This is a genomic window from Rhizobium sp. NZLR10 (genome assembly GCF_019685125.1).
Taxonomy (GTDB): Bacteria; Pseudomonadota; Alphaproteobacteria; order Rhizobiales; family Rhizobiaceae; genus Rhizobium.
This window is the reverse complement of the sequence record NZ_JABDWE010000012.1, coordinates 119,016-142,198: the sequence shown is the minus strand read 5'-3', so window position 1 is coordinate 142,198 and position 23,183 is coordinate 119,016. Positions and strand designations below refer to the sequence as shown.

Here is a 23,183-nt window from a genome sequence, read left to right as displayed (position 1 = left end):
AAATGCACGATAAGGCTTGGGCCGGCGGCTTGTTTCACGAGGAATTTATGGTCACGGAAATTTCACTCTCCGACGTGCGGGGATTGATCGGCATGGAAACGGGCCTTTCGGATTGGATCACCGTCGACCAGACGATGATCGACGCTTTTGCAGGGGCAACCGACGACCATCAGTTCATTCATGTGGATCCTGAGCGCGCGGCGGCGGAGAGCCCTTTCGGCGGCACCATCGCCCACGGTTTCCTGACGCTATCTCTGCTGTCGACGCTGAACTACAATTGCCTGCCGAAAGTGCGCGAGCAGACCATGGGCATCAATTACGGTTTCGATCGCGTCCGCTTCATGACGCCGGTGAAAAGCGGCGCCCGCGTCCGTGGTCGCTTCCTGCTTTCCGACGCCCGCTTCCGCGGCGCCGGCATGCTGATGACCACCTATGACGTTTCGATCGAAATCGAAAACGAGAAGAAGCCGGCGCTGACGGCAAAATGGATCACCATTATCCAATTCGACCCCAAGGACCGTCCCGAGGACGTTTGAGCGAAACGCGGCTTGTTACTCGGCCGAATTGCAGACGGCTTCGAGTGCGTGCCCGTCCGGATCCATCACGAACGCCGCATAATAGTGTTCGCCGTAGTGGGCGCGCAAGCCTGGACCACCATTGTCACCGCCGCCATGTGCGATTGCCGCGACATGGAACTGATCGACCGCCTGGCGGCTCGGGGCGGCAAAGGCCAGATGAAAACCCGGGCCGGCCGGACGCTGGCCATCCGGCCGATGTTTGATCGCCAGTTTGTCTCCGCCGCCGGGAAGGCCGTAGCCGACCGCCTGTCCCGTCTGCCCCGGCCTCATGTCATCCCAGACCCTGACATAGCCGAGGGCACCAAGGGCGGCATCGTAAAATGCCGCTGACCGCTCGATATCGGAAACGCCGAGGGAGGCATGGTGCAGCATTCACCTATCCCTTGAATGAGACTTACGAAGCCGGGATCCGTACGGGCTCAATGGCCGGCGTCATGAGCCGCCTCGTTGAGCAGCCCGAAGACGAAATCCGAAAACGACCGCCAGCACTCCACCCGGAACGTGTCTTCTTCCGTGCGCAGAAGCACGATCTCCGCCTTGCCGAGGATCGTGCGCGACGCGGCTCCGACCGGAAAAGAAGACAACGACAGATCTTGCGGGCAGCCGGCGGCAAGCGTCTTTTCCGCACCCGGCCCCGAGACGATGATCGCGAGATTGCGGTGAGAAACGTCGGTCGCCGAATGCACGGCGCCCACGCGCGAAAGCACTGTCATCAGATCGGCGCCGTCCTCGTCGATCACCAGCCATTCGTCTGGCCCGATCCAGAGCACCGATCGGGCGCCGGCCCGGACCGATGTTTTCGGGGCGGTCGGCACGGATAGACCGAGCGCCGAGGAAAGCGCGGCAAGCGATTCCGCCGGGGCGCGCAGCGCCACCCGGCTTGCAGTGGGTGCGGTCGTCAGCCGCACCGTTGCGGAACCGCCGAGACGGCCGGCAAGCGCCGGTTTGCGAATTGCAACATCAGCCATGGATGCGGCCTCCTTCCTTGTCAAAGAACACCATATCCGTCACTTCGACGGCGATCGTCCGGTCCGCCATCGGCACATAGAGCGTCTCGCCCATCCGCGCCCGGCCGCCGGCGACGAGCGCGAAGGCGATCGACCTGCCGCAATTATCCGACCAATAGGCCGATGTGACGTGACCAAGCATGGTCATCGGCTTCGGCTCGTTCGGGCTTGCGACAATCTGCGCGCCTTCTTCGAGCACCAGCTTCGGGTCGTTGGTGATAAGGCCGACGAGCTGCTTGCGCCCATCCTTGACGAGGTCCGGCCGCTTCAGCCCGCGGATGCCGACAAAATCCGTCTTTTTCTTCGAGACCGCCCAAGAAAGTCCGGCGTCATCGGGAGTTGCGGTCCCATCGGTATCCTGGCCGACGATGATGTAACCCTTCTCGGCGCGAAGCACATGCATCGTCTCGGTGCCGTAGACGCAGACGCCGAGCGGCTCGGCATTGGCCCAGACCGCTTCGAGCACCGACTGGCCGTAATCGGCCGGCACGTTGATTTCGAAGCCGGTTTCACCGGTGAAGGAGACGCGGAAAAGCCGTGCTGGCACGCCACAGACCGTGCACTCGGCAACGCTCATATGCGGGAAGGCTTCGTTCGAAAGATCGAGCCCCTCGACCAGCGGCGCGACGATGTCGCGCGCCTTCGGTCCCTGCACGGCAATGACAGCCCATTGCTCGGTCACCGAGGTCAGCCATACCTTCAGATCCGGGAATTCCGTCTGCAGATAATCTTCCATGTGATGGAGAACGCGCGGCGCACCGCCTGTCGTCGTCGTCACATGGAAACGGTCGTCTGCCAGCCGTCCGACGACGCCGTCGTCATAAACGAAGCCGTCTTCGCGGGTCATGATGCCGTAGCGGGCCTTGCCGGGCTTCAGCGTGTCCCAGGCATTGGTATAGATGAGGTTGAGGAACTTCGCCGCATCCGGCCCCACCACCTCGATCTTGCCGAGCGTCGAGGCATCGAAGATGCCTGCCGCCTCGCGTGCCGTCCGGCATTCGCGGCCGACCGCCTCATGCATGGTCTCGCCCGCCCGCGGATAGAACCAGGCGCGCTTCCAGTTGCCGACATCCTCGAAGACCGCGCCGTGGGCTTCTTCCCAGTCGTGCAGCGGCGTCTTGCGCGTCGGATCGAACAGCTCTCCGCGCGAATGGCCGATCAGCGTGCCGTAGGTGACCGGTGTATAGGGCGCACGGAAAGTGGTGAGCCCGACTTGCGGGATTTCCTTGCCAAGCATTTCGGCGGCGATCGCCAGGCCGTGCATGTTGGAGAGCTTGCCCTGGTCGGAGGCCATGCCGTTGGTCGTGAAGCGCTTGATATGCTCGATCGAATGCATGCCCTCGCGCACGGCAAGGCGGATATCCTTAGCGCAGACGTCGTGCTGGAAATCGATGAAGGCCTTGGCATTGGTCTTCGGTCCGGCGCCTTCGGCAGCGCCGATCATGCCGCCTGTCCAGTCATAGGCCTGCTCGGCCGAAATTGCGATCTTCTCGCCGCTGCTTCCGCCGGTGGCCTGCGCCATCAGCTCGCCGGCGGCAAGCGATTCTTCGATCGTCCGCTGCAGGTCGTCGGTGCCGTTGCAGGCGCCGACCGAGAGGCAGTCCTGCGCATAGGAGCCGGGCAGGAAACGTTGGCTTTCGGCATCGAAGGCCACTTTGCCGCGCGACTGCGAAAACATATGCACCGACGGCGTCCAGCCGGCCGAAACCAGCAGCGCATCGACCGCGATCTTGCGCGGCGAACCACCGCCGTTGCGCGCCACCGTCATCGATGAGATGCGCAGCCGTCCCGACGTGTTGACGACCGACTGGCCGGCCAGAACATCGATGCCGAGCGCTCGCGCCTCTTCCAGCACCGCCGCTCCCGGCGCCTGCCTGCTATCGACGATGGCGGCGATCGACACACCGGATCGTTTCAGATCGAAAGCGGCCTCATAGGCCGAATCATGCGCCGTGTAGATGCCGACCTTGGTCCCGACGGCGACGCCGTAGTGATTGAGATACATCCGCCCCGCCGAGGCCAGCATGATGCCCGGCCGGTCGTTGTTCGGAAATACCATGTGCCGCTCGATCGCGCCGGTGGCCAGGATCACCCGCTTGGCCCGGACCTGCCATAACCGCTCGCGCGGCAGATCGCGGGAAGGCTTGGCGATATGATCGGTGACGCGCTCGGCAAGACCGACGAAATTGTGGTTGTAGTAGCCGAAGGCGGTCGTGCGGACCAGCACTTCGACATTGTCCATAGCCTTCAGGCGAGTCACGGCCTTCTGCGCCCAGCTATTGCCGTCCTGTCCGTCGATCGTCACGCCGGTATCGTAACGCAACGCCCCGCCCGCTTCCGCCTGCTCGTCGCACAGGATCACCCTGGCGCCGCTCTCGGCAGCGGCCAGCGCCGCTGAAAGCCCGGCAAGGCCGGCGCCAACCACCAGCACGTCGCAATGGGCATAGCGGCTGGCATAATGATCGGGATCCTCTTCCGTCGGCGCGACGCCGAGACCAGCGGCGCGACGAATGATCGGTTCGTAGACATGTTTCCAGGCGGCACGCGGCCACATGAAGGTCTTGTAGTAGAAACCGGCGGCGAAGAACGGCGACATCAGGTTGTTGACCGCGCCGACGTCGAAGGCAAGCGACGGCCAACGGTTCTGCGAGGTGACGATCATGCCGTCGAAAACTTCCTGCACGGTGGCGCGCACGTTCGGCTGCTTGCGCGCCGTATCGCGGGCAACGTCGATCAGCGCATTCGGCTCCTCGGCCCCTGCCGACAGAATGCCGCGGGCCCGGTGATATTTGAACGAACGGCCGACGAGATGCACACCGTTGGCGATCAGCGCCGAGGCGACGGTATCGCCTTCGAGCGCCGTATAGGTCTTGCCGTCGAAGCTGAAGCGCGCTGTTTTGGCCGGTGTCAGGCGCCCCTTGCCGACGATACGGTTCACGCCGCTCATTGCGCCTCTCCTTCCACGGCTTCATATGTCTCGACAGGCGCATGCTGCTGGGCCGCCGCACCGATCTCAGGCTTCGGTTCACCCGCCTTGTAAGTCACGATGAACTTGTCGCTCACCGTATCGCGCGCCGCGTTGAAGAAGCGCCCGCAGCCATGGATGTGCCGCCAGCGTTCGAAGATCAGCCCCTTCGGATTGTCGCGCATAAAGAAATAGGCCTCGAACTCCTCGTCCGAGATCGAGGCGATATCGGCGGGCCGCACGATATGCGCGTCACCGGCACCGCGGAACTCAAGCTCCGAGCGCTCTTCCTGACAGTAAGGGCAATGGATCAGCAGCATGTGTGATTTCCTTCTCCTCCCCTTCTCCCCAGCGGGAAGAAGGTGCCTGAAAGGCGGATGAGGGGGTGAGCGACGAAAGGAGCGAGCATCCGAGTGGGAAGCGAGGATGGCACGCCCCACAAAATCTCAGTCATGATATTCGTCATCAGTGCGCCACCGCCGCCGCCGCCGCCTCGTCGATCAGCCGGCCACTGCGGAAACGCTCCAGTGTCAGCCCGGCATTGAATTTGTGCGGCTCATCGCGAGCAATCAGATGCGCGAAGAGATTGGCCGAGCCCGGCGTCGCTTTGAACCCGCCGGTTCCCCAGCCGCAATTGACGTAGAGCCCGGGAACAGGCGTCTTCGACTGGATCGCCGAACGATCCGGCGTATTGTCGACGATGCCGCCCCATTGCCGCATCATCTTGACGCGGCGGAACATCGGGAAAAGCTCGCAGATGGCGTCGAGCGTGTGGGTGATGATCTGCAAGCCGCCGGTCTGTGAATAGGAATTATACTGGTCGGTGCCGGCACCGATGACGAGCTCTCCCTTGTCGGACTGGGAGATATAGGCATGCACCGTGTTCGACATGACGACACACGGAAAGATCGGCTTCAACGGCTCGGAGACCAGGGCCTGCAGCGGGCTCGATTGCAGCGGCACGCGTACATCGGCCATCTTCATGATTGTCGTCGTATGGCCGGCCGCCGACACGGCGACTTTCTTGGCGCCGATGAAGCCGCGCGAGGTCTCGACCCCGGTCACGCGCCCATCGGGGCCGCGGCGGATGCCGGTCACTTCGCAATTCTGGATGATGTGCACCCCGCGGTCTGAGGCTGCGCGCGCATAACCCCAGGCGACCGCGTCGTGCCGCGCCGTGCCGCCGCGCCGCTGCAGCGCTGCCCCGTTGATCGGATAACGTGCGCTGGCCGAGATATCGAGCGGCGGACAATAGGCCTTCGCCTGCTCCGGCGTCAGCCATTCATTGTCGATGCCGTAGAGCCGGTTGGCATGGATATGCCGCTTGAACGACTGCTGGTCGTGAATATTGTGCGAGAGCATCATCACGCCGCGCGGCGAATACATCACGTTGTAGTTGAGCTCCTGGGAAAGCCCTTCCCAGAGCTTCATCGAATGCTCGTAAATGTGCATGCTCTCTTCGTAGAGATAATTCGAGCGGATAATGGTGGTGTTGCGCCCGGTATTGCCGCCGCCGAGCCAGCCTTTCTCGATCACCGCCACATTGGTGATGCCGTGCTCCTTGGCGAGATAGTAGGCAGCACCCAGCCCGTGGCCGCCGGCGCCGATGATGATGACATCATATTCGGCGCGCGGCTCCGGCGAAGTCCACTGCTTCTCCCAGCCCTTGTGGCCACGAAGGGCCTCCCTCGCCACGGCAAAAACCGAATATTTCCGCATCCGCCTTCTTCTCCTTCAGGAAAGGGCTGTTCTCCGCGCCCATACAAATCGCAAATCCAAATGCGGCACAACGGTTGTTTTGCGACGCGCGAGAGCTTTGCTTTTGACACTAAGCGACATGATGCCGAAAACGGCGCGGTTTTCAGACGACATCGTGCGCTGCTTGCGAAAGCCGTTCGGCGGGATAAGGCAAAGCTGACCTTTCCTCGGCCAGCCGCCCGGTCCTAGCCCAAGTGGGCGAGAAGACAACCAGTTACTAAAATGTTAATTCACCTTATGTTTCCGGGGTTCCTGTATCATGTGGGGTCGGCGTTCATTACTCCAGGCGTTTTGCATTGTGGTTGTTGGCGCGCAACCGGCACTCGCCGCCGAGCCGGTCGGCCAAGCTGTCGTCATCAAGACGGAGGTGACGGGAGAGAGCGGCCCGATCGAAGTCGACACCAGCGTCCATCGCAACGAACGCATCAAGACATCCCCATCGGGACTTGGCCAGTTCCTGTTCCGTGACGGCACGAAGCTCGCAGTGGGCTGGGGCTCGTCGGTCGTGATCGACAAATATGTCTTCGATGATTCCCAATCGGTCAAGAAACTGACCATCAGAGCGGCAAAGGGTACGTTCCGCTGGGTGAGCGGCAGTTCCAACTCCTCAGCCTACCAGATCCTGACGCCCGCCGGCACGATCGGGGTGCGCGGCACCGCTTTCGATTTCTACGTCGGCCCTGATGGCACGACCGCCGTCGTCCTGTTGAATGGCGCGGCTCGGTTTTGCGGCCCGGGCGGCTGCCGGCAGTTGCAGCAACGCTGCGATTGCGTGGTGGCCAAGCCGAACGGCAATATGTCGGCGGCACGCCGGGTCGATCCCAGCATTCTCGATACGCTCGGAAATCCCCGCGCGCTCCCCTTTCTCTCCGGCAATCAGCGGCTTTCAGGCGGCATCGGCATGATCGGCGGCTGCAATATGGCGTCAGCCGCGCCGGAAAGAAAAGACAGAAAACCGCCTCCGCCGGCGATTGCGCCAGTTCCCAAAAGGCAGGATCCGCCGCAGAGGCAGGCCGAGCCGCAGAAGGAGCGGCCGAACAAGCCGGACAAGCCGCATCACGACAAGCCAGATCATGACAGGCCAGATCACGACAGGCCGCATCATGACAGGCCCGATCGTCCCGACAAGCATGATGGTCATGATGATCACGACCGGCCCGGGAACCACGACCAGCATCACGGGAATGACCAGGATCATCAAGGACACGACCGCGATGGCAATCACGATGGCGATCACGATTACGACAGGGATCGGCATCACGACGGGGGCTGGGGTTTCAATCGCAACCGCTGACCCGTTCAGTCGGCCGCGCTCTTCTCGAACCGATCACTCACCTCGCGAAAATGATCGGTCCTGCCGGATACCCGCCGATAGAATTCCGCCAGGCCGTCGATCACCCCCGCCGCCCTGAGCTTTGCTGCGCCGACAAGCTTGCGGGTGTTCTTCGAATGCGCAAGCAGGGCCTGCATCAGCTGCTGGTGGGCGACAACAAGGGCTGAAAATTCGGCCGATGTGGCAACGCGTTCGTCGCCGACAACGGCAAGGATCTGCGTTCGGATGCTCTTTCCTTTGAGCGGAATGGCGCCAGCCTCGATCAGCGCCATTCCCTGCACCGACCTTGCCGTGCTGTCGGATATCAGAATGTCGAAGCCGACTTCCTTGCAGCATGATTCCAGCCGCGCCGCGACGTTGACGGCATCACCGACCGCCGAATAGTTGAAGCGCGTTTTGGCGCCCATATTGCCGACGCAGGCGAGGCCGGTGTGGATGCCGATGCCGATCCCGACCTGTTGTCCGGGTCCGAAGCCGAAAGCGTCGCCGGCGTTCAACTCGGCCAGGGTTTCACGCATGGCAAGCGCTGCGCGGACGGCCTTGGTTTGATGATCGGCCACATCGATGGGCGCATTCCAGAACGCCATGATCGAATCGCCGATGAACTTGTCGAGCGTACCTTCATTGGCCACCACATGGCGGCTCAGCGCATCGAGCAACGTGTTCAGGAATGCGACGACATCCGTCGGTGCCAGCCGCTCGCTGATCTCGGTGAAGTTCCTGACATCGACGAACATGACCGTCAGTTCACGGTCGTCGCCGCCGAGGCGCAATGCATCGCGGGTATGCTCGATGCGATGGAGCAGCGATGGCGAAAGATAATGCCCGAAGGCGCGCCGCACCGCCCGCCGTTCCCGGTCGATCACCAGGATCCGGAATGAGGTCGCGGCAAAATGGATGATTGATCCGCTGACAATCGGCGCCAGCGGATCGAAAAGAAGCCCCGCATAAAGAAACGACACCCAGGATGCCACGAGCGCCATTGCCGTAATCAACAGGCCGCAGATCAGCGCGACGGCCGGGCTGACGAAGGTCGTCACCACGACGAGAAGGCATCCGAGCACCGCGATGACAAGGATTTCCAGCCCGTCCGCCCAGTCGGGCCGCGACAGGAAATGGCCGGAGAGGATCTGCTCGACGGCCTGCGCATGCAGCGAAACGCCAGGAACGTTCTCGCCGAGCGCCGTGACGCGGATGTCCTGGAGCCCGGCCGCCGATGTGCCGACGAAGACGATGCTGCCGTTAATGGCAGCCGCGACCTCGGGAGAAGCCCCTTCGGCCGCAAGCATCTGCCGGGCGGATATGTACCGCTCAGCCCGGTCGGGGCTGACATAAAGCCAGAGTTCGCCCGCCGCCGTCAGCGGCACGACGAAATCGCCGATCTTCGCCGATGTCATAATGCCGGCGCGATCGGGCGCGCCTGATAGCACATAGGTCGACGCCCCCTGGGCGACGCGCAGGGCCTCGATGGCGAGATTTGGATAGAGCTGCTCGCCGTCGGTCAGGAACAGCGGAACCGCCCGCACCACCGGCGAGGGGTTGCCGGGGTTGAGGCTGATATGGCCGAGCCCCGCCGCATTGGCCTCCAATTGCGGCCTGAGCGGCGTCGAGGCGCCGAGATAGGGAGGAGCCGAGACAGGGCTTTCGCCTGTGAAGGCGAAACCCGCCTTCACAGGCGGCCGATAATGGCCCTCGTTGGAAAGGCCGAAGCCGAGTACGACGGGCTTGCCGGCAATCGAGCGGGCGAATATTTCGTCATTATCAGGCAGTTTCTCGGCAAGGGAAGGATCGACGCCTGCAACCTCGCTGACAACATTGCGCGGCGACAGCCGGTCCGGCTCGGCGAAAAGAATATCGAAGGCGATGGCCGAAGCGCCCATCTGCGAAAGCCGGTCCACCAGCAGGGCCAAACGGTCCCGCGGCCATGGCCATTGACCGAATTCCCGTAACGAGGCCTCGTCGATGTCGATCACGCGGACCGGCATCGGCTCGAAGGTCCTCGGAACCAGACGCTGATATTCGTCGAAAGTCACGCCGCGGATCAGCTTGAAAATCGCGGGATCGCCTGCCCGCAGGATCGTCAGCAGAGCCACGATCGCCAGGCCGATAGCGACACCGATTTGCTGGACGCGCGTCATGATCTCACCGGGTGTTCCCTCGACGGCCGGCAGAACGGCTCGCACCTGCCGATAGGCTACGCCGCTTTCGGTCCAAATGCCATTCGCGCATGCATCCGGGTAAACGATCGCCTCCGGGCCAGGACCGCTCTCATGGAGGAGATCGCCGCGCTGGACGAAGTCGCGCCAGAGCCGGATCTTGACCTGATAGGGCAAGCGGGATTTTTCCACCCCGCTTCCCATATCCATCTGGACTTCCTAAACCCGATCTGCTATCTGGCATGACCAATCGCAAGGCTGCGGCCGCGCGAACGTTATATTTTTGCCCCTGGCGCTGCGCCGCCGCCGGCATCAACCAACCAAAGGAACGTGATTCTCGTGCAGGTACTTGTCCGCGATAACAATGTTGATCAGGCTCTCCGCGTTCTCAAGAAGAAGATGCAGCGCGAAGGCGTTTTCCGCGAAATGAAGATGCGTGACTACTACGAGAAGCCGTCGCAGAAGCGTGCTCGCGAAAAGGCCGAGGCTGTTCGTCGCGTTCGCAAGCTGGCCCGCAAGCGCGCCCAGCGCGAAGGTCTGGTCGCACACTGAGCGTTGCCGTCGTTTTTTCGACGTTTTCAGATGCATTGTGGCGGGGGCGATGGGTTCGCCGCCGCCTTTTTTAGTTTGCCGCTGAAGATCGCATATCCGCGCACCGGATATGCCGCATGGGGAAATCGAGCCCGAATGGCTGTCAACACCTTCAATCCGTCCCGCGCTTTGCGCTTGCAGAAAACCGCATTCCTGCCCGCTTTGGCGCTAGCGGCAATGTTCGCCCTCGCCGGCTGCGAGACGACCAATACCTCGGATGCGGTGATCCGCATCGACAAGGCGCAGGGCTCGGAAGAGAATATCGCCTCACTGACGGCGGTTATCAACGCCAATCCCAAGGATCCCGAAGGCTACAATGTCCGTGGCTCCGCCTATGGTCGCGCCGGCCAGTTCCGTCCGGCTCTGAATGATTTCAATACGGCGCTGCAGATCAATCCACGGTTTTTCCAGGCCTACGCCAATCGTGCCCTCGTCTATCGCAACATGGGTCAGCAGGCCCAGGCGATCGGCGATTACAATGCCGCGTTGCAGATCAATCCGAGCTATGACGTCGCCTATATCGGCCGCGGCAATGTCTACCGCACGGCCGGCCAGGATGATCAGGCCTTCAACGATTTCGACAAGGCGATCCAGCTTGGCACCACCGATGGCCGTGCCTATCACAATCGTGGCCTGATCTATCAGAAGCGCAATCAGCAGGATAAGGCGATCGACGATTTCTCGAAGGCGATCTCGCTCGCGCCGAATTCGCCCGAGCCCTATAATGGCCGCGGCATTTCCTACATCGCACTGAACGACAACGACAACGCCTTTGCCGATTTCAACCACGCGATCGAGCTTAACGGCAACATTGCCGAATCCTGGGCCAACCAGGCGCTCGTCTACGAACGCCGCGGCGACAAGGCGAAGGCCACCCGGTCCTATCGTCACGCCGTCGGCCTCGATCCGAAGTACCAGCCAGCTCGCGACGGTCTCGCCCGCGTCGGTGCTTCCGCCGGCTAAGGACATCAGCTGGGCGGCGGGCAAATCGGCCGCCGCAGGGCTCGTCGTCCTCGATGACATATCATAGTATGTTGCAACCTGCTCTTGCTCCCCCTAACATGGCGCTGCTTCGATAGCCTGCTATCGGGTGTTCGAAACTTATTGAGGGCGGCTTGCGAGAGATGCGGATCTTTGCTTTCCTGACCGCTCGCGAACTCTGTTGTCTTTCGCCAGCGCATGAGACGTGGCGCAACAGATGAAGATCGTCGCGCTGTTCTTTCCCAAAGCCTCGATCGGCACTTACCTCGTCGCCATGGCGGTGGCGATCGCCCTGCCGATCTTCGCCTTTGTGACGCTGCTTCTGCTGCAGCTGGAAGACAACCAGCGTTCGACGCTGAGACGCGAGACGGCCCAGGATGCACTCGCCCTTTCGCGGATCATCGACCGTCAGCTTCAGGACATGGCGACGACGCTGCGGCTGCTTTCGAGCTCACCGGAGCTCGAAAACGGTAATCTTGCCGCCTTCCACGAGCGCACGGAAACCGCCCTCCGAGACAATACGCTGTTCGTCATCGCCGTCGACCGCACCGGCCAGCAACTCCTGAACACGCGCCGAGCCTTCGGCACGCCACTCGGCGAGGTAGCGAACATCACCGCCCTCCAGTCGGTCATGACCTCCGGCCGAATCGAGGCTTCCGACGTCTTTCGCGGCCGCATCAGCGGCGACTGGGTGTATAACGTCACCTTGCCGCGGGCGAACGATCCCGTCGCAGCCCTCATCATCACCCAGGATGCCAAGGATCTGAGCAAGCTCGTGACAACCGAGGGCCTTGCTCCCGGCTGGTCGGCCGCTGTCATCGATCAAAGCGGCCACGTGGTCGCCGCCACCGGCCCGGCCAATCTCGAACCCGGCACGCCCTTCGATCCGCGCATCCTGCCGGCGTTCACCGCTCCACGCGGCGTCTTCCAGGACGAGGCGATCCTGCCACACATGCTGCTCGGTTATGCCAGGATTCCCGGCTGGTCGTGGAAAACGGTGATCTGGGGACCGATCGCTCAGGCGTCGATCCTCAGCACCTGGCGTTTCCTCATCATCGGCGGCGTGGCCCTTCTGCTGGTCGCCGTGCTCGGCGCCTATGCCGTCGCACGGCAGGTGCGCACCACCATCCGCGATATTGCCGGAATGGCGAACCGCATGGGCGAAGGCCATATCGTCTCGCCGGTCGAAACCAGCGTCATCGAGGCGAACCAGGTAGCGATCGCCCTGTCGAACGCCTCCTTCGATCGCAGTCAAAACGAGGACCGGCTGCGCTTCGTTATGCACGAGCTTGTCCACCGCACCAAGAACCTTTTGACGCTAGCCCAGGCAATGATGCGCCAGCTCGCCAAACAAGCCGACAGCGTCGAGACCTTCCAGGCCGCCGTCGCCGACCGCCTCGAGGGGCTGGTGCGTTCGATCGAGCTCCTGACCAGCGAGCAATGGGGAGGCGTGTCGCTGCGGCGGGTGGTCGACATCCACCTGCAGGCCTTCCCGCAATCGCGCGAACAGATCGAAATCACAGGAAAAGATTTCATCCTGAAGCCGGATGCCGTTCAGAACCTTGGTCTTGCCCTGCATGAACTTGCCACCAATTCGGTGAAATACGGTGCGCTATCCGTCCCGCAAGGCCGTGTCCGCTTCGAATGGCGCGATGTCGCGGAGGAAGACAAGCCGGATGCCCTGCTCCGCTTCAGTTGGGAGGAGCGCGGCGGCCCGCCGGTCGTAGAGCCATCGCGCTCTGGCTTCGGCACGACCGTTATCAAGGCCCATGCCGCCTCCGCCTTCCGCGGCACGGTGCAGGTCGATTTTCGGCCCGAAGGCCTGTTATGGGTGCTGACGGCACAGCGTGGCACGCTGGAGCGGGAATAAGCTAGGAACATTCGCCACCTCTACCCGTTTCGAACAGGTCATTCCCAAGGAGAAAGACCATGTTCAAACAAACGATGATCACAGCGGTGGCTCTGGCGGCCGCTGCCTGGGCAAGCCCGGCGGGCGCGGAAAATTATGTCGCGCTTGGCGGTTTGATCTGTGGATCGGATGGCGGTCAAGGTCTGATCGTCACCTCGCAGAAGAACCTCATCTGCACCTATACCCCGGCATCAGGCGGCGCCAAGGCGGTCTACGCAGGCAAGATCGAGAAATTCGGCATCGATCTCGGCCAGACCGGCAAGACCGTGATGATCTGGCAGGTACTGGCAAAGACCGGCACGGATATGCCGCAATTCGCGCTGGCCGGCGAATATTACGGGGTCGGCGCCGATGCGAGCATCGGAGCTGGCGGCGGCGCCAAGGTGATCGCCGGCGGCACCAACAAGGCTTTCATGCTGCAGCCACTGAATGTTCAGGCCCAGGAAGGACTGAACCTCGCCATCGGCGTCGAGAAGATGACGTTGGTGCCGGGTGAAACCTGAGCGAAGCGGCCGCGTTCGAGCTGAGCGGCTGTATCTGCGTCATCCATGCGCGATCGCCTTGTTGATATCCTCGGTCATCTTCTTCGCGTCACCGAGCAGCATCATCGTCCCGTCCTTGTAGAACAGCGTATTGTCGATGCCGGCATAGCCTGAACCGAGCGAGCGCTTGACGAACAGGCAGGTCTTTGCCCGGTCGACGTCGAGGATCGGCATGCCGTAGATCGGCGAGGTCTTGTCGTCGCGCGCCGCCGGATTGGTGACGTCGTTGGCGCCGATGACGTAGGCGACGTCAGCCTGGGCGAATTCCGAGTTGATGTCCTCGAGCTCGAAGACTTCATCATAGGGAACATTCGCTTCGGCAAGCAGCACGTTCATATGACCGGGCATGCGGCCCGCGACCGGGTGGATCGCATATTTCACCTCGACGCCGTTCTTCTTGAGATTGTCGGCGAGTTCTCGTAGCGCATGCTGGGCCTGGGCGACCGCCATGCCATAGCCCGGCACGATGATGACCTTCGATGCATTCGCCATCAGATAGGCGGCATCCTCGGCCGAGCCGAGCTTGACCGTCTTGTCCGATGTGTCGGGCCCGCCCGATGCCATCTCACCGCCGAAACCGCCGAGGATGACCGAGACGAAGGAGCGGTTCATGCCCTTGCACATGATGTAGGAGAGGATCGCCCCGGAGGAACCGACGAGCGCGCCGGTGATGATCAGCGCCAGATTGCCCAGCGTGAAGCCGATGCCAGCCGCAGCCCACCCCGAATAGGAATTGAGCATCGAAACGACGACGGGCATATCGGCGCCGCCGATCGGCACGATCAGCAGAACGCCGAGCGCCAGCGACAGCGCCACCACGGCCCAGAAGTCGAAATGGCTCTCGGTGGCGGCAAGCCCGATGATGAAGAGCACGATCAGCACGAGCAGGCTCGCATTGATCACATGCCGGTAGGGCAACAGGATCGGCTTGCCGGACATGCGTCCGTCGAGCTTCAGGAAGGCGATGATCGAACCGGTGAAGGTCAGCGCCCCGATCGCCACGCCGAGCGCCATTTCGACCCGCGCTTCGGTGTGGATGTAGCCGATCTCGCCGATACCGAAGGAGGCAGGGGTATAGAGCGCCGAAGCCGCGACCAGCACGGCGGCCAGACCGACCAGCGAATGGAAGCCGGCGACGAGCTGCGGCATCGAGGTCATGGCGATGGTGCGGGCGATATAGGCGCCGACGCTGCCGCCGATGGCAAGTCCAAGGACGATCAGCACGAAGCCGCCGAAATTCGGCGTGGCCAGCACCAGCGTCGTCAGGATGGCGATCGCCATGCCGATCATGCCGTAGAGATTGCCCTTACGGCTGGTGGCCGGATGCGACAAGCCGCGCAACGCCAGGATGAAGAGAACGCCGGAGACGAGATAGAGGAAAGCTGCGATATTGGTCATCAGATCCTCACCGGTCCTTCTTGCGGTACATCGAGAGCATCCGCTGCGTCACGAGGAAGCCGCCGAAGATGTTTACCGAGACGAGCACGAGGGCGACGAAGCCGAAGCCGGTCGCAAGTCCGCTTGTGGAGATGCCGACCGCCAGAAGCGCGCCGACGACGATGACGGAGGAGATCGCATTGGTGACGGCCATCAGCGGCGTATGCAGCGCCGGCGTCACCGACCACACAACGTAGTAACCGACAAAGATCGACAAGACGAAGATCGCCAGCTGAAAGACGAACGGATCGATTGCCCCGCCGGTCGCAGCACTTGCCGCTTCCGGTGCGTGGGCGGCTGCCGTGACGACGGCAGTCACCGCCTGGTCGAGCTGCTCCAGCGCTCTGTCCATTGCTTCACTGGCCATCAGAGATCTCCCTTCTTCGCGCCGCCGAATGCGGGATGAACCACGTCGCCGGCATAGGTCAGCATCGTCGCCTTGACGAGTTCGTCGTCGAGGTTGACGACGACGCTCCTGCTTTCCTTGTTGACCATGGTCTCGAGGAAGGTCACGAGGTTCTTGGCGTAGAGCGCCGAGGCGCTGGCCGCAACGCGGCCCGGCATGTTGGCGAAACCGATCACCCTGACGCCGTCGACATCGGCAATCTCGCCGGCAACGACGCCCTCGATATTGCCGCCGCGCTCGACTGCGAGGTCGACGGCGATCGCGCCCGGTTTCATTGCTGCGAGCATGGCGCGCGAAACCAGCCGCGGCGCCGCGCGACCCGGGATCAACGCGGTAGTAATGACGATATCCTGCTTGGCGATATGTTCGGCCACGAGTGCGGCCTGCTTCGCCTGATAGTCGGCGGACATTTCCTTGGCATAGCCGCCGGCCGTCTCCGCCGCCTTGAACTCCTCGTCCTCGACAGCGATGAACTTGGCGCCGAGCGAGGCAACCTGCTCCTTGGCGGCCGGGCGGACGTCGGTGGCTGAGACCACCGCGCCGAGGCGCCGCGCCGTCGCAATCGCCTGAAGACCCGCAACGCCGGCGCCCATGACGAAGACCTTGGCGGCCGGCACGGTGCCGGCAGCCGTCATCATCATCGGCATGGCGCGGTCATAGACCGCCGCCGCCTCGATGACCGCCTGGTAGCCGGCGAGATTGGCCTGGGATGAAAGCACGTCCATGGACTGGGCGCGGGTAATGCGCGGCATCAGCTCCATCGCGAAGGCCGAAAGTCCGGCACTTGCCAGAGCTGCGATGGCTTCGTCATTGCCATAGGGATCCATGATGGCGATGACCACGGCGCCGCTTTTATAGCCTGCGATTTCGTGTTCGCTCGGGCGGCGCACCTTCAGCACGACGTCGGCCGAGGCAGCATCGGCAAAACTGCCGATCCTTGCGCCAGCTGCCTCGAACTCTCCGTCCGGAATGCGCGAAGCCGCACCGGCACCGGCTTCGACGACAACGTCGAAGCCGAAACTCTTCATTTTTTTCACGGTCTCGGCGGAGGCCGCGACACGCGTCTCCTCGCCCGCAATTTCCCTTGCAACGAAAACGATATTGCCCAACTGCCCCCTCCTCCGGGTCAGCCGGACCGCCGCAGGCTTTCCTGCGCGGGCCAAGCACCTAAAGCATGTCGTCGCGCAAAACTGTACGGCGCGTTGCAATAACGACATGCGCAAAAATAACGACCTGAAGCGCGTGGAGCGGATCTGAAAGATCGCGACGCGCTTTAGTCACAAAGCTTCGGAGAAGCCCCTCCTCCCCTTGCCGCGATCAGCGGAACAGGAAGATGCCGATGGCGAGAAGAATGATGAAGACGAAGAGGCCGCCAAGGAGGCCGGCGCCGCCGAAGAAACCGGCGGTCATCGCAAGCAGGAGGCAGATGAGAAGCATCGAGCCGTATTTCGCGGCAGCAATGAACATGTCGTAGGTGTTTTCATGTTCCTTGTAATCCATCGGCGCGCCGGTCTCGACCGGTCCGGTATGATGTTCGGCCATAAATATCGTCTCCCTGAAATGCCTCTGCGCTGCCTGATTCCCCCGCCCCGCGAGGGAAGTCCCTGCCTGCAGGAATTACACAATGACAGGCGAAAGCGCAATGCATGAGAACGCCGCAGCTAATGCATGTCGCCGGGAAGTGTGTAGCGGTTCCGGGACAACGACATGCATAAAACAAAGGCTTAAAGCGCGTCGCATGAATCAAATTTGATACGACGCGCTTTAGGCGTCAAAACCAGCTATTTCCAGGCGGCAAAAGCATGAGGGGCGACGACTGCGGATAATTGTTGCCGCCCCTCATTGTTCTCACTCAGATGCTAGCCCGGTGAGAGAGGAAGAAATCAGAGCGGCAGGTCGGTGCCGAGTTCGCCTTGCGGCACGAAGCGCGCCGTCGGAATGATGGTGAGCGGCGGCAATGTGTCGTTGGGATTGCGCGAAAACATCATGCGTTGCTCGCTGGCGCTGGAGATGAAGAAGGGGTAGCGCGTCAACAGCTTGCGCCCGACCTCGATCACATTCGTCGCCATCAACGTCACGTCAACCCCGTAACTCTCCGCCAGTCGGCCCGGCACAATGGTATCGGCATAGAAAACCCGCTTATAGAAGGCGGCATGTGGGGGCCGGACGGACTGAAGAACGCGGTCCGCCCTGAAATACGCTGCCGCAACGATGGTCGGCCGCAGCGTCAGATAGGGAACCCAGGGCAGATCGGCGGTGAGCTCGGGATCGGCCGCGAAACGCGCGGGGTCGATCAAGGTCAGCCCGGCGTCCAAAAGCTCATCCATCGCCTCGGGAAAGGCCTCTCCGGACCGACTGATACGGTGCTCGGGTGTCACATAATGAACCCGGATGGTGCTGACCAATTCCCCATAATAATACAGGCCGAAGATATAGGCATGGCTGTCGAAATCGACATCGTCCAATAGGCCTCCCGGGGCAAGCGACAGCGCGTCGTGGGCCTTGTAGGCCTTGTAGCGCAGGCGTTCTACCTGCTCCATGTCTTCGCTGCTTTCGACGCGGCGATACTCGACATGATCCAAAACTTCCAAAATTTTCGCGCTGAAATCGCTACGCTTGAACAGTGTCTCTGACATTTTCTCGATCCGCTCGTTAACGGATCATTAATCATATGCCGGCGAGATTTAGGCAAGAAAATCCGATAATTCGGGCCGTTTATAAAGTATTAAGGTTAACGGCGCGGAGGATTGTCAGCGGAAAAGCGGCCGTAGCAGAGCGCTCAGGCGACCTTGTTGCGCCGACGCTGAACGGGGCGGCGGCCGATGCCCTGCTGCAATAGCGGGATATTCTGGGAAGGCACCGGCTGAGAGAAAACATAGCCCTGCACGAGATCGGTGCTGCGGTGCTTGTTGAGCAGAGCGAGCTGCTCTTCGGTCTCGACGCCCTCGATGACGATCTTCAGCCCCAGTTCGCGGGCGAGATGGACCGTACCGCGCAGGAGCTTGTGGCGGCGGTTATCCTCGACGATGTTGCGGACGAAGGAGCGGTCGATCTTGACGATATCAAGCGGCAGCGTGTCGAGATAGCTGAGGCTGGAGAAGCCAGTCCCGAAATCGTCGATCGCGATGGTGATGCCGCGGGCCCTGAGCTCCGCCAGAATGGCGCGCACCGCCGCCGGCTCGTCGATCAGGCAGCTTTCGGTGACCTCGAGATGCAGCCGCGCCGAATCGAGGCCGGAATGGGCAAGCGCATCGGCGACGACCTGGAGAATGTCGGCATCCCTGAGGTCCCGCGCCGAAAGGTTGACCGAGACGGCAATATGGTCCGGCCAGTTCATGCATTCGCTGCATGCCTTGAACAGGACGAAGCGGGTGATGTCCGAGATGATGCCCATATCCTCGGCGAGCCGGATGAAGACATCGGGCGGGATCAAGCCCTTCTCCGGATGCACCCAGCGCGCCAACGCCTCGGCGCATTCGATCCGCGAACCATCGGCCCGGAACATCGGCTGGAAGACGAGATGCAGCGCCTGCGCCGAAACCGCATCGCGCAGATCCGCCTTCAGCTTCTGCTGCTCGATATAGCGGCCATCCATCTCCCGCTCGAAGCCTGATATGCCGCCCTTGAAGCGCGACTTGCTTTCGAACAGGGCAAGATCCGCCTTGACGCTCCATTCGTCCATCGCGAACGCGGTACTTTCGAGGATCGCGTAGCCGGCGCTGAGCGAGACGAGGAAGGTCAGCTCATCGACCTCGTAATGACCCTGGATCGCGGCGTGCACGCGGCGGATCTCGACGTCGAGCAAGGCCGGGTCCTTCGCGTGCGGGAAGAACAGGATGAACTGGTCGCCCATCAGCCGGCCGAGAATGGCGTTGCCGGAGGCCTGCTTGACGCGTGCGGCGATAGCGCAGAGCAGATGATCGCCGGTGATATGGCCGCGCATGTCGTTGACATGTTTGAATTCGTCGATATCGAGAACCATGAAGCCGAGCGGCCCGGACTTCCTTTGATGTTTGGCGAGATAGTCCTGCACCAGCTGCCCGAAATATTCCCGGTTCGGCAGGCCGGTCAGCGCATCGAAGCGGACCATGTGCATGATCTTCTGCTCCGCCTTCACGCGGCTCGAAACGTCCTCGAAGATCAGTACGGCGCCGCCGTCAGCCCTTCGGCTGGCAGAGAATTCCAGAGACAGGCCCTCGGGAAAATGAATGAGGGTGCGCGACAGGTTGCCTTCGGCGACCTGGGTGAGCTGGCGCAGGATGAGCTCCGGCTGCGAGGCGTCCATGAAACTGTAGCGCGCGCCGTAACGCAGGACGGCGCCGAGGTCGCGGTCCTTCAGCCGCTCCGGCGCGCCTATCTTCAGAAGCTCGCAGGCCTTGCGATTGACGACCTGGATACGGTTTTCGGCATCGACCATGACCAGGCCATGCGGCATGTTGTTGAGCGCTGTATCGAAGCGGTCGGCGATGATGGTGATTTCCCGGCGCGCGATGACATTCTCATAAAGGAACTCGCGCACACCGTTCGCCATGGCTCGCGTCGTCAGCCAGAAGGGAATGAGGAAGATCGACAGCAGGCCGCGATATAAATCCATAGCCAGCAGGCTGCAGACGATCATCGGCAGGCAGCAGAAGAACGTCTGGAGATCGACTGCGAAGCGTGAGCCGTAGTTGCGGCCGACGACGGAAACCATGGTCGCCATGGTGACGGAAATGCAGGCAAGTTCGGCAAAGGAATCGTGCACGACGAAGATGGCGTAGCCGCTGGCAAAGCCAAGCAGGGCGGTGGTGCAAGCCCCACTGGCGACCAGAATCCGCTCCCAGCGCTCGATTCCGGCATGCGACAAGCTCTCCTTGTCGACACGATCGAACCGTCGGAAGATGGCCATGCGAACGCTGAAAACCAGAAGAAAGGCAACCGACAGCGGAATATAGACGGAGGATTGCGTTTTGGCGGCCACGGCAAGGCACGTAGCAATATGCACGATCACGCCAACAAAAAGCGTCATGCGGTTCCCGGACAGGGAACTCACAAACGACAGATAGACATCTAAAGGGACCCTGTTCGGGTTATCTGGCTTCATCCACACTTTCCCTGTGCGCGGGAATTCTAAGCCCAACCCTTTAAAAATTGATTTCAATGGAATCAAACATTTGGTCAAATTTTCTAAAACCACAGGATGAACAGCACAGCCTACGCGCGTTATTGCAGCCTTATGGCGAGATTATTGAAATATTCGTCCACGCCTGGGTTGTTGAAATATTCGGCGGTCATATCGGCCAACCGGCGCATCTAAGACTATACTCCAACGCCAGGCATTTATCCTTCCAATTTCAAAGGCCGTGGTCTACATCGATTGCAAGAGGGAAAACTGCTGGAAAACCGGCAGGACAAGAACAAGGGGAGGCGAATGTCGGTATTCCTGGCCGCCAGTCGGCTGATCGACCGGGTCAGCCGCGTCATGGGCAAAATTTCCGAATATATGGTGCTGCTCTGCTGTCTGATCAGCGCCGGAAACGCCATCGTCCGTTATGCCTTCAACTACAGTTCGAACGGCTGGCTTGAGATTCAATGGTATCTCTTCGCCTTCGTCGTCATGCTCGGCGCCTCGCATGCGCTGCGCAACAACGAGCATGTCCGCGTCGATCTGATCTATGGTTCGGTTTCCGACAAGGCGAAGATCTGGATCGACATCGTCGGCCTGATCCTCTTCCTCATCCCCGTCTGCGTCTTCCTCACCTGGGTCTGCTGGCCCTTCTTTGCGCTTTCTTACCAACAGGGAGAAATCTCGGGCAATGCCGGCGGGCTGATCCGCTGGCCCGTCAAGCTGGTGCTCGTCGCCGGTTTCGCGCTGCTTTCCCTTCAGGGCGTTTCCGAACTGATCAAGCGGATCGCAGCCATTACCGGCCATATCAGTATCGACATGACCTACGAAAAGCCGCTGCAGTAACGCGGGCTGGGAGAAACACATTTGTTTGATTTCGGTATCATCCCGCCGGCGATGTTCCTGGGCATGGTCATCTTCATGCTCTACGGCTTCCCGGTCGCTTTTTCGCTTGCCGCCGTCGGCCTGTTGTTCGGCATCATCGGCATCGTCACCGGCCATTTTGGCGAAGTCTTTCTGCAGGCGCTGCCGCTGCGCTTCTTCGGCATCCTTTCCAACGACCTCCTGCTCGCCATCCCCTTCTTCACTTTCATGGGTGCGGTGCTGGAGCGCTGCGGGCTGGCCGAAGACCTGCTCGAAGGCACTGGCAAACTCTTCGGTGGCATACCCGGCGGCCTCGCCTATGCCGTCATCCTCGTTGGCGCGGTGCTCGGCGCAATCACCGGCACGGTGGCCGCCTCCGTCATCACCATGGGGGTGATCTCGCTGCCGATCATGCTGCGCTACGGCTACAACCCACGCCTTGCCACCGGCGTCATCGCCGCCTCGGGCACGATCACCCAGGTCATCCCGCCCTCGCTCGTGCTCGTCGTTCTTGCCGATCAGCTCGGCAGGTCGGTCGGCGATATGTATCTGGGCGCGATCGGCCCTTCGATCCTGCAGGTGACGATCTTCGTGCTCTTCATCCTGGTGATGTCGATCATCCGGCCGAAATCGATGCCGCCGCTGCCGAAAGAGGTGCGCGGCGATTTCAACTGGGCACTGCTCATCAAGGTGCTGATGGGCATGGTGCCCTCGATCGTGCTGATCTTCCTGGTGCTCGGCACGATCTTCATGGGCCTTGCGACACCGACGGAAGCAGGCGCGCTTGGCGTCGTCGGCGCCATGGCGCTCGCCGCCTTGCATCGCCGCCTCACCTGGCCGCTGATCCGCGAGGCGATGGCGTCGACCACGCACATCACATCCATGGTGGTGATGATCCTGATCGGCTCCACCTGTTTCAGCCTGGTGTTTCAGGGCATGGACGGCTCGCGCTGGATCGAGCATATGCTGTCGGGCATTCCCGGCGGCCCGGTCGGTTTTCTGATCTTCGTCAACATCTTCATCTTCGTGCTCGCCTTCTTCCTCGATTTCTTCGAGATCGCCTTCATCGTCATCCCGATGCTCGCCCCCGTCGCCTCCAGTCTCGGCATCGATCTGATCTGGTTCGGCGTGCTGATCTGCGTCAACATGCAGACGAGCTTCATGCATCCGCCGTTCGGCTTCGCGCTCTTCTACCTGCGCTCGATCGCCGGCAAGGACGTCAAGACCTCCGATATCTATATCGGCGCCCTTCCCTGGGTCGGCATGCAGCTGATCCTGGTGGCGATCGTGATCTTCTGGCCGCAATCGGTAACCTATTGGCTGGATCACGGTCCGAAGGTCGACCCGAACTCGATCAAGATCGAAGTCCCGGGCTTCGGCGGCCAGCTCGGCCTGCCGCCGCTGGGCGGCGGCAATGGCTCGCCGCAGATCCCCGGCCTGACCCTGCCGCCACTCGGCCTGCCGCAAGCACCGCCTCTACCCGCCAAATAACCCCACCAAGTAACAGAGCCAAAACAAAACCCCGGACCAAGCGTGATCCGGGGTTTTGGTA

20 protein-coding genes are annotated in these 23,183 nt (G+C 61.6%); 8 read left to right on the top strand and 12 right to left on the bottom strand.

From position 1 onward, the window contains the following. Positions 1-47 precede the first annotated feature (47 nt). On the top strand, positions 48-536 hold the full coding sequence (locus HJB82_RS19100) for a MaoC family dehydratase (RefSeq protein WP_207581796.1): 489 nt from the start codon (positions 48-50) through the stop codon (positions 534-536). 15 nt (positions 537-551) lie between these two features. Here the strand turns inward: HJB82_RS19100 and HJB82_RS19095 are convergent, their stop codons facing one another. From HJB82_RS19095 to HJB82_RS19075, 5 genes are all read right to left on the bottom strand, one after another. Then, complete coding sequence (locus tag HJB82_RS19095) at positions 552-950, bottom strand: VOC family protein (RefSeq protein WP_207581797.1); 399 nt, start codon at positions 948-950, stop codon at positions 552-554. Between the two features lie 47 nt (positions 951-997). Then, positions 998-1,546 (bottom strand): sarcosine oxidase subunit gamma, encoded by a 549-nt coding sequence (locus tag HJB82_RS19090; RefSeq protein ID WP_207581798.1) that lies wholly within the window; start codon positions 1,544-1,546, stop codon positions 998-1,000. Further along, positions 1,539-4,532, bottom strand: coding sequence for a sarcosine oxidase subunit alpha (locus HJB82_RS19085; RefSeq protein ID WP_221140998.1), 2,994 nt, complete (start codon positions 4,530-4,532; stop codon positions 1,539-1,541). The genes HJB82_RS19090 and HJB82_RS19085 overlap by 8 nt, the downstream gene beginning before the upstream one ends. Next, positions 4,529-4,870: a sarcosine oxidase subunit delta gene (locus HJB82_RS19080; protein WP_207581800.1), complete on the bottom strand. Its 342-nt coding sequence runs from the start codon at positions 4,868-4,870 to the stop codon at positions 4,529-4,531. The genes HJB82_RS19085 and HJB82_RS19080 overlap by 4 nt, the downstream gene beginning before the upstream one ends. Before the next feature lie 145 nt (positions 4,871-5,015). Next, positions 5,016-6,269, bottom strand: coding sequence for a sarcosine oxidase subunit beta family protein (locus HJB82_RS19075; RefSeq protein ID WP_207581801.1), 1,254 nt, complete (start codon positions 6,267-6,269; stop codon positions 5,016-5,018). A 298-nt stretch (positions 6,270-6,567) separates the two neighbouring features. On the opposite strand from HJB82_RS19075, the gene HJB82_RS19070 reads away from it, so the two are divergent. Further along, complete coding sequence (locus tag HJB82_RS19070; protein ID WP_207581802.1) at positions 6,568-7,602, top strand: FecR domain-containing protein; 1,035 nt, start codon at positions 6,568-6,570, stop codon at positions 7,600-7,602. Between the two features lie 5 nt (positions 7,603-7,607). On the opposite strand, the gene HJB82_RS19065 is transcribed toward HJB82_RS19070, so the two are convergent. Further along, positions 7,608-9,779, bottom strand: a complete 2,172-nt coding sequence (locus tag HJB82_RS19065; protein WP_207584376.1) for a CHASE2 domain-containing protein — start codon at positions 9,777-9,779, stop codon at positions 7,608-7,610. Between the two features lie 357 nt (positions 9,780-10,136). On the opposite strand from HJB82_RS19065, the gene rpsU reads away from it, so the two are divergent. From rpsU to HJB82_RS19045, 4 genes are all read left to right on the top strand, one after another. Beyond that, positions 10,137-10,349 carry a 30S ribosomal protein S21 gene (gene rpsU / locus HJB82_RS19060; RefSeq protein ID WP_207581803.1) on the top strand — a complete coding sequence of 71 codons (213 nt, stop codon included), beginning with the start codon at positions 10,137-10,139 and terminating at the stop codon, positions 10,347-10,349. 135 nt (positions 10,350-10,484) lie between these two features. Next, positions 10,485-11,351, top strand: a complete 867-nt coding sequence (locus HJB82_RS19055) for a tetratricopeptide repeat protein (RefSeq protein ID WP_207581804.1) — start codon at positions 10,485-10,487, stop codon at positions 11,349-11,351. Positions 11,352-11,586: 235 nt separating this feature from the next. After that, on the top strand, positions 11,587-13,239 hold the full coding sequence (locus HJB82_RS19050) for a sensor histidine kinase (protein WP_207581805.1): 1,653 nt from the start codon (positions 11,587-11,589) through the stop codon (positions 13,237-13,239). A 59-nt stretch (positions 13,240-13,298) separates the two neighbouring features. After that, a complete protein-coding gene (locus HJB82_RS19045) occupies positions 13,299-13,781 on the top strand; it encodes a DUF992 domain-containing protein (RefSeq protein WP_221140995.1) in 483 nt (160 codons plus the stop codon). A gap of 39 nt (positions 13,782-13,820) precedes the next feature. On the opposite strand, the gene HJB82_RS19040 is transcribed toward HJB82_RS19045, so the two are convergent. The 6 genes from HJB82_RS19040 to HJB82_RS19015 form a co-directional block, all read right to left on the bottom strand. Then, entirely contained in the window at positions 13,821-15,218 is a 1,398-nt protein-coding gene (locus tag HJB82_RS19040) for an NAD(P)(+) transhydrogenase (Re/Si-specific) subunit beta (protein ID WP_207581807.1), read from the bottom strand. A 7-nt stretch (positions 15,219-15,225) separates the two neighbouring features. Next, positions 15,226-15,624 carry a proton-translocating transhydrogenase family protein gene (locus tag HJB82_RS19035; RefSeq protein WP_007631757.1) on the bottom strand — a complete coding sequence of 133 codons (399 nt, stop codon included), beginning with the start codon at positions 15,622-15,624 and terminating at the stop codon, positions 15,226-15,228. After that, positions 15,624-16,772, bottom strand: coding sequence for a Re/Si-specific NAD(P)(+) transhydrogenase subunit alpha (locus HJB82_RS19030; RefSeq protein ID WP_221116622.1), 1,149 nt, complete (start codon positions 16,770-16,772; stop codon positions 15,624-15,626). The genes HJB82_RS19035 and HJB82_RS19030 overlap by 1 nt, the downstream gene beginning before the upstream one ends. A 208-nt stretch (positions 16,773-16,980) precedes the next feature. Beyond that, a complete protein-coding gene (locus HJB82_RS19025) occupies positions 16,981-17,205 on the bottom strand; it encodes an aa3-type cytochrome c oxidase subunit IV (RefSeq protein WP_007631760.1) in 225 nt (74 codons plus the stop codon). A 341-nt stretch (positions 17,206-17,546) separates the two neighbouring features. Next, positions 17,547-18,299 carry an N-acyl amino acid synthase FeeM domain-containing protein gene (locus tag HJB82_RS19020; protein WP_207581809.1) on the bottom strand — a complete coding sequence of 251 codons (753 nt, stop codon included), beginning with the start codon at positions 18,297-18,299 and terminating at the stop codon, positions 17,547-17,549. A 143-nt stretch (positions 18,300-18,442) separates the two neighbouring features. Continuing rightward, positions 18,443-20,746 (bottom strand): bifunctional diguanylate cyclase/phosphodiesterase, encoded by a 2,304-nt coding sequence (locus HJB82_RS19015; RefSeq protein WP_207581810.1) that lies wholly within the window; start codon positions 20,744-20,746, stop codon positions 18,443-18,445. A gap of 327 nt (positions 20,747-21,073) precedes the next feature. Here HJB82_RS19015 and HJB82_RS19010 point away from each other — a divergent pair, with 327 nt between their 5' ends. Together HJB82_RS19010 and HJB82_RS19005 are read left to right on the top strand one after the other, a co-directional pair. Next, complete coding sequence (locus HJB82_RS19010) at positions 21,074-21,613, top strand: TRAP transporter small permease subunit (RefSeq protein ID WP_207581811.1); 540 nt, start codon at positions 21,074-21,076, stop codon at positions 21,611-21,613. Positions 21,614-21,634: 21 nt separating this feature from the next. Then, on the top strand, positions 21,635-23,122 hold the full coding sequence (locus HJB82_RS19005; protein ID WP_221116620.1) for a TRAP transporter large permease subunit: 1,488 nt from the start codon (positions 21,635-21,637) through the stop codon (positions 23,120-23,122). Positions 23,123-23,183: the final 61 nt, after the last annotated feature.